The following is an 18478-nucleotide window of genomic DNA, read 5'->3' as shown; positions in this document are numbered from 1 at the left end:
GAATGATTAATTTAAAACTCAAGGATATCGCAATTTCGCAAACGGGACCGTTTGGTAGTCAACTTCATGAAAGTGATTATGTAGAAATTGGAACCCCCATAGTAACAGTCGAACACCTTGGAGAAACAGGTTTTTCGCATCAAAATCTTCCTTTAGTCTCTGACACGGATAAAGTCAGATTGAGCAAATACTTACTAAAAGAAGGTGATATCGTTTTTAGCCGGGTAGGTTCTGTAGATCGGAATACCTATGTAAGCAAATCTGAGGACGGATGGCTTTTCTCCGGAAGGTGTATTAGAGTAAGGGTCGATAAAATGAAAGCCGATCCTAAGTTCATAAGCTTTTACTTCAGACAAAGAACTTTCAAAGAAATGATGCTCAACATTTCAGTTGGGGCGACAATGCCATCTTTGAATACCTCCTTGATGGATAATATTCCATTAAGATTACCTGAATTAGAAACCCAACAAAAAATCGCCAAAGTCCTATCCGACTTGGATGCCAAGATCGAGCTAAACAACCGCATGAATGCGGAACTGGAGGCGATGGCGAAGTTGGTGTATGAATATTGGTTTGTGCAGTTTGAATTTCCCGTTGTCAGCCTGAGCGGAGTCGAAGGGTATAAAAGCTCCGGTGGCAAAATGGTCTGGAATGAGGAGTTGAAACGAGAGATTCCGGAGGGGTGGAGAAGTGGAAACATCATGGAAATTGCAGATTTCTACGGTGGAGGAACCCCGAAAACAAATGTTCTGGAATATTGGAATGGAGAGTACTGTTTTTATACTCCTGCGGATTATGAAGAATCTATTTTCTCAATTATTACGAAAGAAAAAATAACTGAAAAAGGCCTCGAGAATTGCAGTAGCAAGCTTTTTAAGAAGGGGACTATTTTTATAACAGCTAGAGGTAGTGTAGGAAAAATCAATATCGCTTCAGAACCAATTGCTATGAATCAGTCATGTTATGCCCTCTTTGGAAAACGAGAATTGGGATATCCATTCGTTTTTCAACACATAGCTGAGTTAGTAAATTACATCAAGGCCAAAGCCAGCGGTTCTATTTTCAATGCATTGGTAACCAATGATTTTAAATTCACAAAACTCCCGATTCCCCCTGACAATCTTATCGAGGCCTACAATGAAAAGGCTTTGGGCTTATTCGAGAAAATCCTCGCAAACAAAAAACAAAACCAACAACTTTCCACGCTACGAGACTGGCTATTGCCGATGCTGATGAATGGGCAGATTAGTGTAGCTGAGGCGGAAGACAGGGTGGAAGAGGAATTGGGGATGGTGGCGGAGGGAAGGGAATCCTACAAAAAGGAGTAGTTTTTTGATAAATGGTTTGATTAAATTAACCTATTGCTTAATTTTGACGTGAAAAGAAAGGCTAAACTGGTACAAGTTTCAAAAGATGGAAAAAAGGCCCTTTACCTGGATAAAGAAAACTCCGGGGAAATAATGGCGTTTTTGAAATCGGATCCAGCAAACTTGAAGAAGTTTAAAACAGCCGTAGAAATGATTTTGAACCACCACGCTCCTAGGGATTTGTACGATAAGGAGGATTTTGAAAAAGGTTGTGAAAAGGTTACCGCTATTAAACTGTTTAAAGGGAAGAAAAATCCTAGAATATACTGCCAGCAGTTTGCTGATGGCGACACGGAGCGATTTGTCATCATTGGGATAGAATTGCTAGAGAAGAAGAAATCCCAAAAGCTGACATCTACGGAAAAAGCAATTATCAGAAGAGTATCCAAGTACGAGTACGACTTAAAACCCAAACCATGACAGATTCTATCAAAAAAGAATGGGAAGACTTATTCAATGAGAGTTCCTATGAAGACCGCGTCGCCTCATTGGCAGATGTATTGGCTTTGCAGTTTTTGGGCTTGGTAGATCGCAAGATGGAAATGGAAAAAATTTCCAAAAAGCAATTGGCTGAAAAAATAGGTACCTCAGCTGCCTTTATCACTCAGCTGTTTCGTGGCGATCGAAAACCCAATTGGAATACTCTGGCAAAAATGTCTCTTGAGTTGGATTTAGATTTTAAGATTATGAGCGAAGAACTCTTCCAAGCAAAAGTACAGGAAGAGCTAATTGACTACCATAAGCGCTGGTCAAAGACTCAAGAATATTTAAAATTAAAAGAACAAGTCACCAATCCTCAACTCGTCATGGCAGTCAGCCAAGCCGGAGAGGATGAATACGCTATGGCAGGATGAAAGCAAAATTTTCTCCCTTACAATTATTGGATTTCAAGCTATTGGAGTCCCACTATGAATTTATAGTTCCGGAAGAGGACGAGGTGAATGTGCCGGATCTTTTTCAATCCTATCCGGTGGATATTGATTTTGGGATAGGCAAAACAGAGGTTGAAGGTGAATTCCAGCTTTTCACTAAAATAGAGGTGAATTTTGCCAAGAAGAAGCCTTTTCCTGGATATAAGCTGATGGTCGAAGGAGGAGGAACTTTTCGAATCCAAAATCCCGAAAAAGTGGAAGAGAACTTAAGAAATAATCTAAGTCAGTTTTCCACTTTGAACATGATGATCAATAACCTTAGAAACATCATCTATCAGATCACCAACCTTGGTCCTATGGGAGGGTATTTATTGCCTCCTATTGATATAAGTCAGTTATTGAGGGATAAAGCAGAGGAAAAGAGTTAAGGAAGAGAGGATAGTTTATTTTTTATTAAAGTTTTCAATAGCTTGATTATTTAACCTCATACCGATTAATGAAAGATCAATTAAAGGTATTCGTTGAAAATTTTCCAGTTACTCCCTGGTATGAGGAATGGGCACCTACAATCATTGCGCTTATTGCACTAATTACTTCCTTAATTTCACTTTATTGGAATAGAAGAGATTATATAAAAAGTACCAGACCATTTGTTTGGGCTTTATCTTACGGGTACATCGATCAAAGAACTGGGATTTTGATACCCTCTCCCGAACACGTTGGTTTTAGAGTTTCGAATGCTCCAAGTAAGATTGTTGAATTCAGAATTAGGATTGAATTAGAAAATCAGACACTATTTTCTTTTAATGAAAAAAACTTTGTGAGGTTTCCTGATTCTGGTTCAGAATGGAGTTTTTCGATAGGGCAAGCAGACTTTCAAAAAATATTCTCAAAAGGCCAAGGGAAAGAAAATCAACTAAAAAGAATAATTTCAATTGACTACTCTTCTTTGGATGGGAGCAAGAAATACAATTATAATCTTTGGCAACAATTTTCTGTTGAGGACAACCAATGGAAAGATTTTAATGTAACAGCTGATTAACCAATAGTATATTAACCAAACTCACCAAAGAACTGGTATCGATAAGGGCCCTCATCTCGGGAACTTTTCGAGTTGCTCGGGTTTGAGGTGAAGCGTTTTACAGAGTTCGTATTCATTGATCACTCCATCAAAAAATGCGGTCTGAATGGCAGAAACGAACAAAGGGGATTGGATGGGCTTTGCTTGGGTTCCCATGCTGGGTTTGCCCATTTCCTTTTCCAGTTCTCTTTTCTTTTTTTCAAGATCCTTCTTTGCCTGAATGGTATCTTCCTGCTCTTTTCTCATTCGTCCATAGATGGCGCCGCTCATTTTGCCCTTTCGGACGAGATAGGTAAGTATAGCCGTGAAGCTCAGATGTGTAGCATCGGAGATAGATTTGATTTCTTCGAAAGAATAGTCGTTAGACTTTCCAATCTCCGGCAGTTGATCTAGTTCATTCAGTTTTTCCCCTGCCAGAAAAGCAAAAGCAAAGGTATTGCACCAAGTCTCAATTTTGGAAATAGATCCTGTAGCCAAGTGATCGTAATCCATAGACTCGACTTCTTCCTGATTGAGTAGGTAGTGTCCCAGTTCATGTGCCAGCGTAAAAATTTCCCGTTTGAAATAATCTTGATTTCTTCGAAGCACAATGACATTTGGCTGAAGGTAGAAGCCATCAATATTGACTTTTTGCTTTAGAGAGGGATGTTCTACAAATTCAAAAACCAGAATATTTGCCTCAGCAAATTTGCTGATCATAGCTTCCAAGAATTTCTTGGGGTCTTTTTTGTAATTGGGAAGAAGAGCTTTGCGAACTTCCTCAGCCACTGCTTTAGATTCCTGATTTATATTATAAATAGGTAAGGATCTCTCTATTTTTAAATCTGAAAGTTTAGCAAGTCCTGAAAGAGAAAGCTTCAACTCTTCAAACTGGTTGACAATCTTTTTGGTGGCCAGGTTTAGGTCAGTTCCAAACTTTTCCTTCCTAAAAAAAATACTGGATTCTTTGGATTGAACAGGAGGAGCAGGATCTAAATAATAAGAAAGTCCCTTACTAAAAATCTTATCGATTCTTTTCAGATGATTGATTTGAATTTCCTCTTTGAAAATATCCTCCCATTGAAGCTTGTTTTTTAATCCCTCACTGACTAAGTCCAAAAACTCTTCCTTCTCCAATCTGTATAGGGAAATCAGATGTTGAATTCGGGCGATATTGTAAGTAGAGGTTTCCAAGATTTCTAATAGCTCATGGAAATTAAAGATTTAGATTGTTTTTACAATCATTTTTCATCGGAATAAAAAAATCAAAAAAAGCCACCCATTTCTGAGTGGCTTCAGCTCCCCCTCTTGGGCTCGAACCAAGGACCCCATGATTAACAGTCATGTGCTCTAACCAGCTGAGCTAAGGAGGAATATTTTGTTGTTTGCTTTCGCTTTCCGAAAACGTGTTGCAAATGTAGAGGCATGATCCATTTTTTCCAAACTGTGAATGGAAAAATTATTCATTCTTTATTCGTTTGCCCTTTTTCCTTTTCTTTTTCAGGGACTTAATTTTTCCATTTTCTGAATAGTATCAGTGCTGGCAAATGATTCCTAGGACTTTTATGGAGCTATGCCAATCTATTGCTGTCCTAAACCCTTTGACCTTTACCCAAATTCCATAGTTCAAAAAAGGGGATACCGATATTAATCCCAGGCCAAAATTCCGATCTCGATACTTTTCCCTAACTTATACCTTGCTAACTCAGAAAAAACCATTCCCTATGGAAAACTATTCGATTTCAATCAACGGAAAAATGCAGACGGTCACAGCTCCTGCAGATATGCCCCTGCTTTGGGTGATTCGGGATTTGTTGGATATGAAAGGTACCAAGTTTGGCTGCGGACAGGCACTTTGCGGAGCTTGTACCATTCACTTAGACGGAGAGGCCGTACGATCCTGCAGTCTCCCGATTTCCCAGGTGGGAGAAGGAAAAATCACGACCATAGAGGGACTTTCTGAAGATGGAGATCATCCCCTTCAAACTGCCTGGGTCGAGCATGTGGTGCCCCAATGCGGATATTGCCAATCCGGGCAAATTATGAACGCGGCGGCTTTGCTGTCCAAAAATCCAAACCCTTCCGAAATGGAAATTGAGGCAGCCATGCAGGGTAATCTCTGTCGCTGCGGCACCTATAATCGAATCAAGGATGCCATCATCACCGCCTCCCAGTCTCTCTAATCTCCCCTAAATCACTCAAGCTATGATGCCCAATTTGCCATTTTTGAAAAAACAGAAAACCAATGACTCAGATTCGTTCAGCGCAAAAGATCGAAGTGAGATATTCAGAGCATCCAGAAGGGATTTTCTGAAGATAGGCTCTCTTGCAGCAGGAGGTTTTGTCTTGGGAGTGAACTTCCAGTGCAGTGGACCCAAGGGGGAAATCATCAGTTTCGCTCCCAATGTCTTTGTCACCCTCAGTTCGGATAACCTGGTCACCATCGTGGCCCACCGCTCGGAGATGGGGACAGGGATTCGAACTTCCCTGCCTATGATCGTTGCCGATGAGTTGGGTGCCGATTGGAGCAAGGTGAAGATCGTACAGGCAGTGGGAGATGAAGATATCTATGGCAATCAAAATACGGACGGCTCCTTTTCTGTAAGGATGTTCTATGAGCCCATGAAAAAGTTTGGTGCCACAGTAAGGCACATGCTCGTACAGGCTGCTTCCAAAGAATGGGGCGTATCACCGGATGAATGTGATACCGAAGCTAGCCATGTGATTCTAAAGGGGGGGAGCAAGAAAATTCCTTTTGGAGACTTGGTGGAGCAAATCAAGACGATGGAGCTGCCTAAGCAGGAGGAACTTACCTTCAAGGAGTTTTCCAGCTACAAATTGGTGGGGAAAGATGTAGCGATCTATGATGCCAAGGCAATTGCAACTGGCAAAGCGGTATTTGGTGCGGATGTCAATCTACCGAATATGCTGATCGCAGTCGTTCAGCGTAGCCCGGTGGTCGGAGCGAAAGTGATTTCCTACAAGGATGAAAAAGCTTTGGCCATTCCAGGAGTGAAGCAGGTGATAAAAATTGAAGGTCCCGGATTACCGGCAGGCTTGGATAAGCCCTTGGAAGGAGTGGCTGTCTTGGCGGAAAATACATGGGCCGCTATCCAAGGGAGTAAGGCTTTGGAGATTGACTGGGATTTGGGACCAAATCAATCCTTCAATTCTTCCAGTCAATTGCAGGAAATGCTGAAAAGTACCGCTGGCAAAGGAATGGTTAAGCGAGAACGAGGAGATTTTGCCAAAGCCAGATCTTCCTCAGGCAAAGTAATCGAGCGGACTTATTTGGCACCATTTTATGCTCATTCGACTGTGGAGCCACCCGCAGCAATAGCGGATGTGAAAGCCGATGGGTCAGTGGAAGTCTGGGCCCCAACTCAGCATCCTCAATGGGCAAGAGGAGCGGTAGCAGGGGCTTTGGGAATCGATGTAGCCAAAGTAAAAATGAATGTGACCTTATTGGGTGGGGGGTTTGGAAGAAAGTCCAAGCCTGATTTTGTGGCAGAAGCCGCGATTCTATCCAAAGCAGCCGGGGTTCCGGTGCGGGTTCAGTGGACCCGGGAATGTGACCTACACCATGATTTTTACCATTCTCACAGTGCCCAGCGAGTTGTAGCGACGTTGGACAAAGAAGGAAATTTGTCGGGGTGGAATCACCATACCGTTTTTCCTGCTATCGGAGCTTCCAATACGCCTGCTCCTCCTTCTGATGGGGAATTGGATTTGGGCTGCCGTGACTTCCCTTACAATGTGCCTAATATCCGTGTGGAGGCCCATGAAACTACTGCACATACCCGGGTGGGTTGGTTGAGGTCAGTCAGCAATATTCACCATGCTTTTGCTATTTGTACGATGCTGGATGAAATAGCCGAAACCCGGGGAGTAGATCCTGTAGATCAGGCCATTCAGATGCTCGGTGAGGATAGGCATCTTGATTTTACTGCTGAAATGGTGGGCGATTATGGGAATTATGGGGAAAAGATAGAGGACTTTCCTTGGGATACTGCTCGGATGAAAAAAGTAATCCAAACGGTAGCGGAAAAATCAAATTGGAAACAAAACCTGGCTGATGGAAAAGCAGTGGGTTTTGCGGCTCATAAGAGCTTTTTGACCTATGTGGCTTGTGTAGTGAGGGTAGAAAAAGATGCAGAAGGGAAATTAATCATCCCGGAGGTGCACTATGCCGTGGATTGTGGGATCGGAGTCAATACCGACCGAATCAAGTCCCAGTTTGAAGGTGGAGCTCAATTTGCCACCAGTTTGGCAATGACTTCAGCCATCACTTTTGAAAATGGAAAGGTGCAGCAAAACAACTTTGATACCTACCAGATCATCCGTATGCCACAGGCTCCGAAAAAGATAGAAGTACACATTGTGCCCAGTATGGAGAAGCCAACCGGAGTAGGTGAGCCTCCCGTTCCGCCCTATATCCCTGCCTTGGCCAATGCTTTGTACAAATTGACCGGCGAGCGGAAGTATGAATTGCCGTTTAAAGTCTAGCTTTCAGTAAACAACAGGCGGTTTGCAGTAAACAGTATGCGGTAGGCAATTGGAATTATTGACAAAGAGGCAAGTGTTCTAAAGACTGCCTACTGAAGACTGTCAACTGCAATCTGCTCACTGTTTCTTCGCGCTAAACTTTCTCGTTAGGGTCTTGATGTATTTCAATTTTCGAAATCTCAGCGCCGACCAGTCCTCATTGATGGCGATTTGTCTTACAGCTTCATAGTCTAGCTCACCTGCTTTGGTCCAGCCCGAATCCCGGTTGATTTTTACCTTATACTTTTTGGAAGTTCCCTTAGGGTAAGCCACCCATAGTGCTTCATCCTCGGGAGAAAGCGCATGCATGGCTTCAAAATACTGGTCTATATCCTCTTTACTGTAAACAAAGGCCAGTAAGAAATCAGCTTTTTCTTCGTTTTCAACTAGAAATCCATCTTTTTTCCAGGTTTGGATCAGACTGGCTAATTCCTCCGGAGCATTCCAGATTTGGGCCTTCATTCCAGCCTTAAAGTTCATTTTTTTCAATAATGGATCCATGATATTAAGCGATGGTTTGCTTAAAGTTGGCTATTTCTTCATACAAACCCAATTTCAAATTGGTACTTTTAGGCCATGAAAAATCTCCTTCTTGTCTATGCGGCATTTGTTCTTCTCCAATTTCCATTACAGGCTCAGGAAATACCCATGGATAGTCTTTACCTTCCCGGTGAGCGGATCAAGGAGATCAATGATCCGGCTTTGGAGGAAGTCAGTGGACTTGCTTTTTCCCGTATTCAACCCAATCTACTCTATCTCCACGTGGACAGCGGAGGGGAGTCGGTGGTCTTTTTGATGGATTCCTTGGGGAAAAGTCTGGGAAAAATCAACTTACTCGATACCCCAAACCGGGATTGGGAGGATATCGCAGTGGGCCCTGGTCCAAAAGGCAAAAGCTACGTCTATGTCGGAGAAATAGGGGATAATGCAGGAATCTATCCCGAGATTAGACTCTATCGCTTTTCCGAACCCGAAAAGGTAACATCCTCCTTAGAAGTCCAACCCGAAGTGGCCGTCCTCAACTATCCCGACGGGGCCAAAGATGCCGAAACCTTGATGGTCGACCCTTGGACCGGAGAAATCTACATCCTCTCCAAAAGGGATGAGAAAAACACGCTTTACAGGGTTCCTAAGGATGCTTTCTCCAAGAAAAAGTCGGTATTGGAGGAGTTGATCAAATTGCCATTCAGCAGTGCCGTAGCGGGAGATATCTCAGCTGATGGAACCCGTATTCTGATCAAAAATTACTTTGCCGTCTACTATTGGGAGAGAAAAAAGGGAGAAAGCCTGACCGATGCCCTCTCCCGAATGCCTGTTCGCTTACCTTATGTGCCGGAACCGCAAGGCGAGGCGATTGGCTTTTCTCCCAGCGGAAAATCCTATTTCACCGTCAGTGAAAAGCGATTCAATATTCAGCCCTTTCTTTACCGATACCCTTCAAAAGACTAAATCATGCAAACCAGTTCTGTAATCTTGATGGTCCGCCCGGCCAACTTTGGATTCAATCCCGAGACGGCGGAAAACAACTTTTACCAGCAGAAAGATCAAAGGTCTGCGGATGAAATCCGGGAATTGGCCCGGAAGGAGTTTGATGGCTTTGTGGCTTTGCTAAGAGATCAGGGAGTGGAGGTGATTGTGATCGAAGACTCTGAGACCCCGATAAAAACCGATGCCGTATTTCCAAACAACTGGTTTAGCACCCATCCCGACGGCAAACTGATCCTTTACCCCATGTATTCCCCCAATCGTCGTCTCGAGCGAAGAAAAGACATCATTGAGCAGCTAATTAATTTGGGCTATGGGGTTGGTGAGATTTTGGATTTGAGCTTTTTTGAGGAAAGTGAGCAGTACATGGAAGGGACTGGCAGCATGGTCATCGATCACGATTCCAAGACTATTTATGCCTGCTATTCTCAGCGTACTCATCGGGTTCCTTTGGATTATGTAGCCAAGCTTTTGGGCTACCAAGTGGTAGGATTTGATTCGGTTCAGGAAATCGGAGGACAAGTCAGTCCCATTTACCACACAAATGTCATGATGCACATCGGTACTGATTTGGCTGTGGTCTGCCTCGACAGCATACCCAAAGCCAGCGAAAAGCAGCTGGTGCAAGAGTCTTTGACCAAGGCAGGGAAAAAGGTAATTCCCATTACGGCCAAGCAGAAGTTCCACTTTGCCGGGAATATGCTGGAGGTCAGCAATTCCGGCGGGGAAAAGTTTACCGTGATGTCACAGACAGCTTATGATTCCTTGAATGTGGGCCAAATCCAGCAAATTGAAAAATACACGACGATCATCAGTCCTTCCATTCCTACCATAGAAAAGTTGGGCGGTGGCTCTGCAAGATGCATGATGGCAGAGATTTTTTTACCGAGAAATCTGTAGACAGTGTGTAGTTAGCAGTTTGCAGTTGCCAGTAGGAGTTGTTTGTAAATTGTGAGTATTTAGTAGAAAATGGTCTTAAAATCAGAAGGCTGAAACTCGACCAGAACAAATCATCTGTGGGAATCTGTGACATCTGTGAGCCGTATTTAAAGTCAGAAGGCTAAAAATTGACCTGAGCAAATCATCTGTGAAAATCTGTGATTTTAATCCGTGGAAATCTGTGGGAAAATTTAAAGCCTGATGCTTGGAACTAATTCAGCACAAGATCTAATAAGTTCAAATCCTATCAAATTGGACTTTTTACAATGAACATCTAACCGAGAAAAAACCACTACTTACCACTAACCACTCACCATTTACGATTTACCGACCACTGCTTACAGCAAACTGCAAACCGCCCTCAAATCCCCGTGTAATTAAATGGAGTAATAGCCTTTAATTCGGCTTTTAATTCCTCTGAAATTGGCAAGCCGTTCACAAAAGTGGAAATGGATTCCTGGGTGATTTTTGTGTTGGTTCGGGTCAAGTCCCGGAGTGCCTCGTAGGGTTTTGGGAAGGCCTCTCTTCGTAGGATGGTCTGAATGGCTTCGGCCACCACAGCCCAGTTTTCTTCCAAATCGGCATCGATAGCTGCCCGATTGAGTTCGAGTTTGCCCAGCCCTTTTTGGAGTGATTCCAGAGAAATCAGCATGTGTGCCAAAGGAACTCCAATCACCCGCAAAACCGTACTGTCTGTAAGATCCCGCTGCAATCTTGAAATCGGAAGTTTGGCTGCCAAATGCTCCAAAAGGGCATTGGCGATGCCCAGATTGCCTTCCGCATTTTCGAAGTCAATGGGATTGACCTTGTGTGGCATGGCAGAGGAACCCACCTCTCCGGCCTTGATTTTTTGCTTGAAGTAGTTCATGGCCACGTACTGCCAAACATCCTTGGAGAGGTCCAAAAGGATGGTATTGATTCGCTTCAAGCCATCAAAAAGTGCAGCCAAATTGTCGTAGTGTTCGATTTGGGTTGTTGGGAAAGATCGCTCGAGTCCCAAGAAGTTTTCCACGAAAGTGAAGGCAAATTCATTCCAGTCCAGCTCAGGATAGGCTACCTGATGCGCATTCATATTTCCGGTAGCTCCTCCAAATTTTGCCGAGTAGGGTACTTGCTCAAGGAGCTCCAATTGATTTTTCAGGCGAACGACAAAGACTTGTATTTCCTTGCCCAAGCGCGTAGGGGAGGCCGGCTGCCCGTGTGTTTTTGCAAGCATTGGGATGTCTTTCCACTCTTCTGCCAGATCGCTCAGCTTTTCGATGACCTCCTGTAAAAGAGGTAAAATCACTTCTTGCATACCCAACTTGAGCATCAGGGGAGTGGCCGTGTTGTTGATGTCCTGAGAAGTAAGCCCGAAATGAATAAACTCCTTGTATGCATCCAAACCCAACTGATCGAATTTTTCCTTAAGAAAATATTCCACAGCCTTCACGTCGTGATTGGTGGTACGCTCGGTATTTTTCACCCATTCAGCATCTTCCAGAGAAAAGTTTTTGACCCAGCCTCGGAGTTGGGGGAAAAGGCTATGATCAAAAGCTTCCAGCTGGGGGAGGGGCAGCTGGCAGAGGGCGATGAAATATTCGACTTCTACATGAACGCGGTATTTGATCAGAGCAAATTCAGAGAAAAAAGCACGAAGCGGGGCAGTTTTGCCAGCATATCGGCCGTCTACTGAAGATATTGCGGTGAGGGCATTGAATTCCATGGGTGAGGATTTGAATCAAAAAGGAGCTTGACCCGATTTTCGGGAAGGGCAAAGTTAAGTCTTTGACCAAAAAATCTTCTGTCTGCAGACATAATTCTCCTTTTTGTCCAAACTTACCTTTTTGTTTTGGGGTTATTGAGGGAAAATATCCCAAGGATTGCCGGTTTTCCGGCTTGGGAAATTATTTTTGCAGCCAATTCATAAAATTCAGATGTTCAATTTCTTCAAGAAAAAGAAAGAAGAGGTCAAAGTCAGCCCTTACTTGCCTCTCAAAGTGCGGGAGGTAGTCAAAGAAACTTCAGATACGGTTACCATCTATTTTGAACAACCCGAACCCTATCTCGATTACAAACCCGGTCAATTTTTGACTTTGGTGATGGATTTTGAGGGAAAAGAACAGCGTCGTTCTTACTCCCTATGTACTTCTCCTTTTGTGGATCCTTTCCCCGGAATTTCGGTTAAGCGAGTTCCCGGAGGGCTTTTTTCCAACTATCTGAATGAAAAAGTTTTCCCCGGCAAAACCATCAATGTACTCAAGCCTCTTGGGAATTTTACCACGGATTTTCACTCTCAAAACCGACGTCACTTTTTCCTCATTGCCGGAGGAAGCGGGATTACTCCTTTGATGGGAATCCTGAAATCTGTTTTGGTAAATGAGCCTCAGTCGGTCATTACGCTGATCTATTGCAGCCGAAATGAGGAGCAAATCATTTTCAAAAGGCAACTGGATTTGTTGGAAAAGGCCAATTCAGACCGGTTGAAAATCATTCATAATCTGAGCCAGCCATCCGAAAGCTGGACCGGTCTCAAAGGGAGACTTTCCGGAGATCTTTTGAGAGAATTGTTTGCAAAAGCAGAGTTTGAAAAGCGCTATGAGGAGGTGTACTTCCTATGCGGACCTGACGGGATCATGGATACAGCAGAGGAAGTTTTGGAAAAGTTGGACGTGGAAAAAAGCAGGGTTCACCGGGAAAGTTTCTTTTCCGCTGCAGCTCACCAAGCCCATGAAGATGCCCTCAAAGGTATTAATCATGGGGTTTTGACCCGGGACGTACGAATCCAATTGGACGGAGAGGAGCATGTGGTGACTGTGAATCCAGGCAAGACGATTTTGGAATCCGGTTTGGAATCCGGTTTGAATATGCCTTACAGCTGCCAAAGTGGACTTTGTACAGCCTGTAGGGGAAGATTGCTGAGTGGTCAAGTGAAGATGGATGAGGATGCAGGATTGAGTGATAAGGAAAAAGAAGCAGGATATATCCTTTGCTGCGTTTCCAGACCGCTTACTGAAGACATTCAAGTGACCATCGAATAAGCTCACTGTTTTGGAAATCGACCCCATTCGAAAAGTCTACAAGCGCACCGAGAGGTTTACCCTGATTGTTTTGATGATTGCACTTCCAGTCTTTGGATTGGTGTATCTCTATCATACTTCTGGGAGTATCAACAAGGATCTTCCTCCTTTGGGAGGATTCTTGAACGGTTTTTTGATTGCCTTTTCGGCTACTCTTCTGATCGGGCAGTACCTTGTCTTTCACAGCAAAATCAAGACGACTTTTTCTGAAGAAGATTTGTTGGCAAAAGTAAAAATCTACTCCAAGGCCACCGAACAGCGGTTTTTGTTTTTGTTCTTGGTTTCTATTTGTACCAGTGTGGGCTTGCTTTTCGGAGGAAATCCCCTTCACACCATTCTTTTTGCTTTGGCGTTGGTATTCTTTTCTTTGGCCAAACCCAGTCCGGATAGAATGGCCAGACTAATGAAGCTGAAAAAAGAAGACCGGGAGCTGATTCGCGCAGCTTCCCGGCCTGAATAAATTAAGATTGGCTTTTTCTTAATTTTCGATGGAAATATTTCCTGAAGTGATATTTCCCCGGATCCAAGTGGAGGAGCCGTTGTCTATTTCCAGCGTTTTTCCGGAGCTGATGCTTCCCACTTTTAGATTACCGGAAGAAGACTTTAGGGAAAAATTGAAATCTTTCAGGTTGGAATTGGTCTGAATCCGGAAGTTGCCCGAGCTGCCCTGAAAACGGGTGTTTTCACCCAGTCCTGCACCGGTGGCCCGCATGGTTCCTGAAGTAAACTGCAAGCTGCCCAATTTCCCGGCATTTTCGATTTTAGCGTTTCCGGAGGTCAGTCCCACGTTGACTTCTCCACCTATATTTTTAGCATCCAATGATCCGCTTGTGGATTGATAGTTCAAATCCCCGTCTACGTTGTAAAAGTTACCGTTTCCTGAAGTCAGTCCGCTTTCTACATTTCCTTTTACCCCATCTACGGTCAGGTTTCCTGAGGTAGCCTTTACTAACAGATCTCCTTCAATTTGATTGGCTTTCAGATTTCCTGAGGTTAATCTAAGATTGGTTCTTTCGCTCTTCACTTGGGAGACTGAGACATTTCCTGAACTCCCCTTGATATCCAAGGCCATTGCCTTGGGACCGGTAATGGTGATATAGCCTTTGTTTCGGGTGTTCCAGCTATAGTTTCTCTGCTTTCTTGTATGGGTGATTTTCAGTACATCTCCCACAGTCACAAAGACGATGTCCTGATCGGTATCATTGGACTCCAGATAGGCTTCCACATCCACTGTGGAGCTGGCCCCTCCGTCGTAGGTGACATTGAGCCAGCCGCTTTCTACTTCGATCCGGGTGATTCCTGGATAGGATTTTTTGGTGTCCACCAATACATTTTGGGCAAAAGTCCAGGTAGAAACTAGCGCAAGTAAAAGCGTCAAGGTCAGTTTTGAATAGGTATTTTTCATCTTTTTATTTGTTTAAAGTCTAGTCTGTAAGCAAAATTCCAAAACTCATAGCTTGAAGTTCCGGCCCTCTTCCGGGCTGGAAGAGATCGTTTAGGTCATAGTTGAAGAAAAGGGTGACGTCCCCTACGCCAATTTCTGAGCGAAGGCCATATCGGAAGTTGTCGACATACATGTTGGATTTTTCAAATAGCTTGGTCTGATCTCCTTCTGCATCGTCGTAGACAAACTTCCCTCTGCCTCCAATCCGTAATCCTGCATATCCTCCTACACCGAAGCGGAGGTTTCCGTCGTTAGTCTGAATACTTGGAACCAAGGTCAGATTGACGAAGGAGGCGGATATCTTGGACTTGGTACCTACTCCGCCGTCAAATTCCTGGAATTCCAAACCATCGGGAGTTTTCACGGCAATGATATCGCTGTCTTCAAATTTGAAATTGTACCAGCTTACCCCAAGGGCGGATTTTAGTCTGAAGTTTTTACCGGGCTTCCAGGTTCCGGTAGAATTCATCGCAAAATACCAGCTGCCCCAAGGCTTGACCTCCGGAGCTCCTTGGTCAATAGGCCAAAGATTGATTCCCAATTCAGGTTCTACAAAGTTGGTTTCGAAGCGGGATGGCTTATTCTTTCTATGATTCTGGTAGTCCTCTTCACTGATTTCCCATTCGTACATCTTGGTGCCGTCCGAATATTTGGTGACCATCCAGCTTTTTCCAAGCATGGTGTAAACCTTGGTTTTTTCTCCCTCCATGGCCGTTTTTTCCTGTGAAAAAGCCAAAGAAATGGGGAGTAGAAAAGAGAAAATTAAAAGTGATTTTTTCATAGTTGGTTTAGTTGGCAAATGAAAAGGCAGGGGAGTAGTGCTCCCCGACCGGATTAAAATACAATTCCGAAGGTGATGGGATTGAGGGCCGGGCCCTTACCCTCTTGGAAAAGCTCGTTGAGGTCATAGGTGGTAAAAAATTTTATTCTACCTACTCCTAATTCACCTCTTAGACCATACCGTAGGTTTTCAAGGTAAAGACCGGTAGCTTCTTTATCCTTCTTGCGGCCAGAACCGCCCAATTCTTCATATACGTATTTGGATTGACCTCCCAGTCGGTAGCCCACATAGGGACCTACTGCCAGGCTGAGTCCTCGCTTGCTGTCATTCATTTTTCCAAAATCCAGCTCAAGCAAAGTCATGGCAGTGAGATAGGAAGCGGAAATCTTGCTTTTGAAACCATCCACGTCTGTTCTCTGGGCAAATTCGATCATATCTTCTCCTCGCACTGCCTGGAAATCCCGGTTTTCAAATTTGAAGTTGTACCACTGGAAACCTATTCCGAAGTTCCAGTGGAAGCCTTTGGAGATTCGCTGAGAGGCCATCCAATTGAGCCCCACTTGCCAGCTTCCCCAGCCTTTCACGGCGTAGGGCTTGTCGGAAGTGGGAAATGATCCGTCCTCGAGGTAATTATTGATCCCTAAGTCCACGTTGAAGTAAGAGCGGAAGGGGGGATCTGATTTTTTCCGGCCACCGGTTTCTACTTTGACCCGGGTATTTTCGCCGCTTTCGTCTACATATACTCTGACGCCGGCTACATTGACTTCCGTCTCCAATCCGTCCTCGTAGACTTTGACTACCTCCTTGACGCTGCCGTCTTTCTTCCGGATTTCTACGATAGTCAGTTCTCCGGTCTGCTTGTTTTCTTCCAGATCCAGCTCGCTGATGATCTGATTGATGTTCATCAATTTGAGTTTTTCAAAGTCCTCTTTGGACTCCACCATGATGACTACTTTTCCGGATTTACCGAATTCGATGACCACACTGTCTTTCATGACACGGGTCTCGGTGAGGGGATAGTCTATAGGGTCTGTAGAGGCAAACGCCACCTGAACCAAGGCCATCAGGCAAAATAACAGCAGATACTTTTTCATACGATTGACTTTTAGAAATGAGTTGGTTTAGTTTTTATGGTTTTTCGTCAGAGACTTCTCTCTTGGTGTTTTTCGCAGTAAATAGGTTGTTTTTGGCATCCTGAAGGGAAATCAAGCCATCATCTACTTTACCCAGAAGATCTTCTACCTGACCCACAGTTTTGCCGAGTTCGGTAATCAGGTTCTTGTCAGGGGTTTCTCCTTTTTTGATTCCATTGGAATAGATGCTTACTCGATAGAGCTGTTCCTCCTCGGCTGGTTTTGTTGCTTCTGCTACGAGCGTTTGAGGGATTTCCACTGCTTTGAGCTCAGGCTTGGGCAGTTCAATCAATTCCTCAGCTTTCAATTCCGGTACCGGGATGAGTTCTAGCTCTGTTTTTTTGTTTTCCTCTGCCGGTTTTGTAGACGAATCAGCGATCAATTCCCGTTGAGGTTGGGTTTCAGTACGGTTTTGAACTTTTTCCTGCTTTTTGGGAGTAGGAGTTTGGATTGATTTTTCTTCCGGCAATTCCTCTTTTTCTTCGCTTTGGATTACTTCTTCAGTGGTGCCATTTGAGTTGGCTTCAGGGGAAGTTTCTACTTGCTCAGTTGCCTGTTCGGCAAGTAGATTATCTTCGCTTATTCCTCCTTCTTTGGGCCAAAGCAAGTAACCGACCGTCAGAAGAATGGTCATGGATGCGGCTATGCCTATAAAGAAACCCCAGCCTTTTTCTGACTTTTTGGGGAGCTGGCTTTCCAGCCTCTCCCAAGCCAAGGCACTGGGCTTTTCCTGGTGGGTATCGAGTTTTTCTCTAAACACCCGGTCGAATTGTTCATTTGTCTTAGCCATGATTTGTCTTGATTTTGGGTGAAAGACTGGCAATTTTTTCTTTGAGCGAGTTTCTCGCCCGGTTCAGTTGGGACTTGGATGTGCTCTCAGTGATTCCGAGCAGGTCTCCTATTTCCTGATGGGAGTATCCCTCGATCGCATATAGGTTAAATACAGTCCGATAGCCTACAGGAAGGCTTTGGACCAATTCCATCAACTCGGCAGCTTCCAAATGGGTCAACTCGTAATGAGGAGATTGCAGGTAATGCTCGTCCTCCATATTCACTTCCATCATCAGGTGTCGGTTGCTTCGGAGCTTCATCAAAGCCTGAGTGACTACAATCCGCTTCATCCATCCTTCGAAACTTCCCTTGGATTGGAATTGGGGCAGTTTTTCGAAGATTTTCATAAAGCTCTCGATCATCACGTCTTCGGCATGTTCGCGGTCCTTGAGGTACCGCATGCAGATGGCCAGGAATTTTCCCGAGTAGGTATCGTACAGATGTCTCTGGGCAGCTCTGTCTCCCTTGAGGCATCCTTTGATTAGTCCTTCTTCTGTAGAAAAATTGGATCTGTTAAACATTCCGGTTGGCTTTCAATAGGGTAGATGCAGATGCCTGAAAATGGGTTGCGCTGGAAGACTAAAAAAAGTTAAATTTTTTGAGGATAAAAATAAAAACCCTGAAAGTCAGTTGCTTTCAGGGTTTCTTTTCGGAAGGTTTTTTACAGGGAAAGGACAAAAAATAGTAGGGCTACTCCTAAAACCAAAATCATGATCTGGGATTTTTCCTTGAATTCCTGGGGAAGTTTCCTCTTTCGAAGCACCATCACTGCAAGGCTTAATCCAAAAAACTGGAGCAAAAGGCTGACTCCGTTTAGCGGGCCCATCGGAGCATCCAATAAGCCAAATTGGGTATTGATTAGGGAGAGGGTTCCCAAAATGATCCCGGTGAGTCCAAAAATAAAGGAACGCTGCAGGAGTACGGGTTCGGGAAGATTAGACCATTTCATTTTTCAGTATCTA

General features: G+C 44.1%; 20 protein-coding genes and 1 tRNA gene. 11 read left to right on the top strand and 10 right to left on the bottom strand.

The window, feature by feature from the left end; genetic code table 11:
* Positions 1–2: 2 nt before the first annotated feature.
* The 5 genes from AAA942_RS07365 to AAA942_RS07345 all read left to right on the top strand — a co-directional run bounded on the left by AAA942_RS07365 (position 3) and on the right by AAA942_RS07345 (position 3281).
* The gene (locus tag AAA942_RS07365; protein WP_338219601.1) at positions 3–1328 is read left to right on the top strand and encodes a restriction endonuclease subunit S; all 1326 of its coding nucleotides are present in this window, start codon (positions 3–5) and stop codon (positions 1326–1328) included.
* 189 nt (positions 1329–1517) lie between these two features.
* On the top strand, positions 1518–1787 hold the full coding sequence (locus AAA942_RS07360) for a hypothetical protein (RefSeq protein ID WP_338219600.1): 270 nt from the start codon (positions 1518–1520) through the stop codon (positions 1785–1787).
* Entirely contained in the window at positions 1784–2221 is a 438-nt protein-coding gene (locus AAA942_RS07355) for a helix-turn-helix domain-containing protein (protein ID WP_338219599.1), read from the top strand. Before AAA942_RS07360 ends, AAA942_RS07355 begins: the two co-directional genes overlap by 4 nt.
* Entirely contained in the window at positions 2218–2667 is a 450-nt protein-coding gene (locus AAA942_RS07350; RefSeq protein ID WP_338219598.1) for a preprotein translocase subunit SecB, read from the top strand. The genes AAA942_RS07355 and AAA942_RS07350 overlap by 4 nt, the downstream gene beginning before the upstream one ends.
* Before the next feature lie 68 nt (positions 2668–2735).
* Complete coding sequence (locus AAA942_RS07345; protein WP_338219597.1) at positions 2736–3281, top strand: hypothetical protein; 546 nt, start codon at positions 2736–2738, stop codon at positions 3279–3281.
* Positions 3282–3332: 51 nt separating this feature from the next.
* On the opposite strand, the gene AAA942_RS07340 is transcribed toward AAA942_RS07345, so the two are convergent.
* The gene (locus tag AAA942_RS07340; protein WP_338219596.1) at positions 3333–4493 is read right to left on the bottom strand and encodes an ImmA/IrrE family metallo-endopeptidase; all 1161 of its coding nucleotides are present in this window, start codon (positions 4491–4493) and stop codon (positions 3333–3335) included.
* A 105-nt stretch (positions 4494–4598) separates the two neighbouring features.
* A tRNA-Asn gene (locus AAA942_RS07335) sits at positions 4599–4672 on the bottom strand.
* Between the two features lie 351 nt (positions 4673–5023).
* On the opposite strand from AAA942_RS07335, the gene AAA942_RS07330 reads away from it, so the two are divergent.
* Positions 5024–5482 (top strand): (2Fe-2S)-binding protein, encoded by a 459-nt coding sequence (locus AAA942_RS07330; protein WP_338219595.1) that lies wholly within the window; start codon positions 5024–5026, stop codon positions 5480–5482.
* A 43-nt stretch (positions 5483–5525) separates the two neighbouring features.
* Positions 5526–7805 (top strand): xanthine dehydrogenase family protein molybdopterin-binding subunit, encoded by a 2280-nt coding sequence (locus AAA942_RS07325; protein ID WP_338219594.1) that lies wholly within the window; start codon positions 5526–5528, stop codon positions 7803–7805.
* 117 nt (positions 7806–7922) lie between these two features.
* On the opposite strand, the gene AAA942_RS07320 is transcribed toward AAA942_RS07325, so the two are convergent.
* Positions 7923–8345, bottom strand: a complete 423-nt coding sequence (locus tag AAA942_RS07320) for a hypothetical protein (RefSeq protein WP_338219593.1) — start codon at positions 8343–8345, stop codon at positions 7923–7925.
* Between the two features lie 75 nt (positions 8346–8420).
* On the opposite strand from AAA942_RS07320, the gene AAA942_RS07315 reads away from it, so the two are divergent.
* On the top strand, positions 8421–9293 hold the full coding sequence (locus AAA942_RS07315; protein ID WP_338219592.1) for a hypothetical protein: 873 nt from the start codon (positions 8421–8423) through the stop codon (positions 9291–9293).
* A 3-nt stretch (positions 9294–9296) separates the two neighbouring features.
* Positions 9297–10229 carry a citrulline utilization hydrolase CtlX gene (gene ctlX / locus AAA942_RS07310; protein WP_338219591.1) on the top strand — a complete coding sequence of 311 codons (933 nt, stop codon included), beginning with the start codon at positions 9297–9299 and terminating at the stop codon, positions 10227–10229.
* Between the two features lie 400 nt (positions 10230–10629).
* Here the strand turns inward: ctlX and purB are convergent, their stop codons facing one another.
* The gene (gene purB / locus AAA942_RS07305) at positions 10630–11973 is read right to left on the bottom strand and encodes an adenylosuccinate lyase (protein WP_338219590.1); all 1344 of its coding nucleotides are present in this window, start codon (positions 11971–11973) and stop codon (positions 10630–10632) included.
* Between the two features lie 211 nt (positions 11974–12184).
* Between purB and AAA942_RS07300 the strand changes: the two genes are divergently transcribed.
* On the top strand, positions 12185–13288 hold the full coding sequence (locus tag AAA942_RS07300) for a ferredoxin--NADP reductase (protein ID WP_338219589.1): 1104 nt from the start codon (positions 12185–12187) through the stop codon (positions 13286–13288).
* A gap of 10 nt (positions 13289–13298) precedes the next feature.
* The gene (locus AAA942_RS07295) at positions 13299–13787 is read left to right on the top strand and encodes a hypothetical protein (RefSeq protein ID WP_338219588.1); all 489 of its coding nucleotides are present in this window, start codon (positions 13299–13301) and stop codon (positions 13785–13787) included.
* Between the two features lie 18 nt (positions 13788–13805).
* Here the strand turns inward: AAA942_RS07295 and AAA942_RS07290 are convergent, their stop codons facing one another.
* The 6 genes from AAA942_RS07290 to AAA942_RS07265 form a co-directional block, all read right to left on the bottom strand.
* The gene (locus AAA942_RS07290) at positions 13806–14732 is read right to left on the bottom strand and encodes a DUF4097 family beta strand repeat-containing protein (RefSeq protein WP_338219587.1); all 927 of its coding nucleotides are present in this window, start codon (positions 14730–14732) and stop codon (positions 13806–13808) included.
* Positions 14733–14751: 19 nt separating this feature from the next.
* The gene (locus tag AAA942_RS07285; protein ID WP_338219586.1) at positions 14752–15552 is read right to left on the bottom strand and encodes a hypothetical protein; all 801 of its coding nucleotides are present in this window, start codon (positions 15550–15552) and stop codon (positions 14752–14754) included.
* A 53-nt stretch (positions 15553–15605) separates the two neighbouring features.
* Positions 15606–16646, bottom strand: coding sequence for a hypothetical protein (locus tag AAA942_RS07280; RefSeq protein WP_338219585.1), 1041 nt, complete (start codon positions 16644–16646; stop codon positions 15606–15608).
* A gap of 34 nt (positions 16647–16680) precedes the next feature.
* A complete protein-coding gene (locus tag AAA942_RS07275; RefSeq protein WP_338219584.1) occupies positions 16681–17475 on the bottom strand; it encodes a hypothetical protein in 795 nt (264 codons plus the stop codon).
* Positions 17468–18037, bottom strand: a complete 570-nt coding sequence (locus tag AAA942_RS07270) for an RNA polymerase sigma factor (protein ID WP_338219583.1) — start codon at positions 18035–18037, stop codon at positions 17468–17470. The genes AAA942_RS07275 and AAA942_RS07270 overlap by 8 nt, the downstream gene beginning before the upstream one ends.
* 140 nt (positions 18038–18177) lie before the next feature.
* Positions 18178–18465: a hypothetical protein gene (locus AAA942_RS07265; RefSeq protein ID WP_338219582.1), complete on the bottom strand. Its 288-nt coding sequence runs from the start codon at positions 18463–18465 to the stop codon at positions 18178–18180.
* Between the last annotated feature and the right edge of the window lie 13 nt (positions 18466–18478).

The sequence above is a fragment of the Algoriphagus sp. oki45 genome, from assembly GCF_036245605.1.
GTDB lineage: Bacteria > Bacteroidota > Bacteroidia > Cytophagales > Cyclobacteriaceae > Algoriphagus.
Note: the sequence above shows the minus strand (reverse complement) of the source record. Positions and strands in the feature narration are given on the sequence as shown.

Excerpts from the sequence above, each read along its gene's own strand:
- AAA942_RS07365 (WP_338219601.1), top strand. The coding sequence starts at position 3 with ATGATTAATTTAAAACTCAAGGATATCGCAATTTCGCAAACGGGACCG.
- AAA942_RS07360 (WP_338219600.1), top strand. The coding sequence starts at position 1,518 with ATGATTTTGAACCACCACGCTCCTAGGGATTTGTACGATAAGGAGGAT.
- AAA942_RS07355 (WP_338219599.1), top strand. The coding sequence starts at position 1,784 with ATGACAGATTCTATCAAAAAAGAATGGGAAGACTTATTCAATGAGAGT.
- AAA942_RS07350 (WP_338219598.1), top strand. The coding sequence starts at position 2,218 with ATGAAAGCAAAATTTTCTCCCTTACAATTATTGGATTTCAAGCTATTG.
- AAA942_RS07345 (WP_338219597.1), top strand. The coding sequence starts at position 2,736 with ATGAAAGATCAATTAAAGGTATTCGTTGAAAATTTTCCAGTTACTCCC.
- AAA942_RS07330 (WP_338219595.1), top strand. The coding sequence starts at position 5,024 with ATGGAAAACTATTCGATTTCAATCAACGGAAAAATGCAGACGGTCACA.
- AAA942_RS07320 (WP_338219593.1), bottom strand. The coding sequence starts at position 8,345 with ATGGATCCATTATTGAAAAAAATGAACTTTAAGGCTGGAATGAAGGCC.
- AAA942_RS07315 (WP_338219592.1), top strand. The coding sequence starts at position 8,421 with ATGAAAAATCTCCTTCTTGTCTATGCGGCATTTGTTCTTCTCCAATTT.
- ctlX (WP_338219591.1), top strand. The coding sequence starts at position 9,297 with ATGCAAACCAGTTCTGTAATCTTGATGGTCCGCCCGGCCAACTTTGGA.
- purB (WP_338219590.1), bottom strand. The coding sequence starts at position 11,973 with ATGGAATTCAATGCCCTCACCGCAATATCTTCAGTAGACGGCCGATAT.
- AAA942_RS07300 (WP_338219589.1), top strand. The coding sequence starts at position 12,185 with ATGTTCAATTTCTTCAAGAAAAAGAAAGAAGAGGTCAAAGTCAGCCCT.
- AAA942_RS07290 (WP_338219587.1), bottom strand. The coding sequence starts at position 14,732 with ATGAAAAATACCTATTCAAAACTGACCTTGACGCTTTTACTTGCGCTA.
- AAA942_RS07285 (WP_338219586.1), bottom strand. The coding sequence starts at position 15,552 with ATGAAAAAATCACTTTTAATTTTCTCTTTTCTACTCCCCATTTCTTTG.
- AAA942_RS07280 (WP_338219585.1), bottom strand. The coding sequence starts at position 16,646 with ATGAAAAAGTATCTGCTGTTATTTTGCCTGATGGCCTTGGTTCAGGTG.
- AAA942_RS07275 (WP_338219584.1), bottom strand. The coding sequence starts at position 17,475 with ATGGCTAAGACAAATGAACAATTCGACCGGGTGTTTAGAGAAAAACTC.
- AAA942_RS07270 (WP_338219583.1), bottom strand. The coding sequence starts at position 18,037 with ATGTTTAACAGATCCAATTTTTCTACAGAAGAAGGACTAATCAAAGGA.
- AAA942_RS07265 (WP_338219582.1), bottom strand. The coding sequence starts at position 18,465 with ATGAAATGGTCTAATCTTCCCGAACCCGTACTCCTGCAGCGTTCCTTT.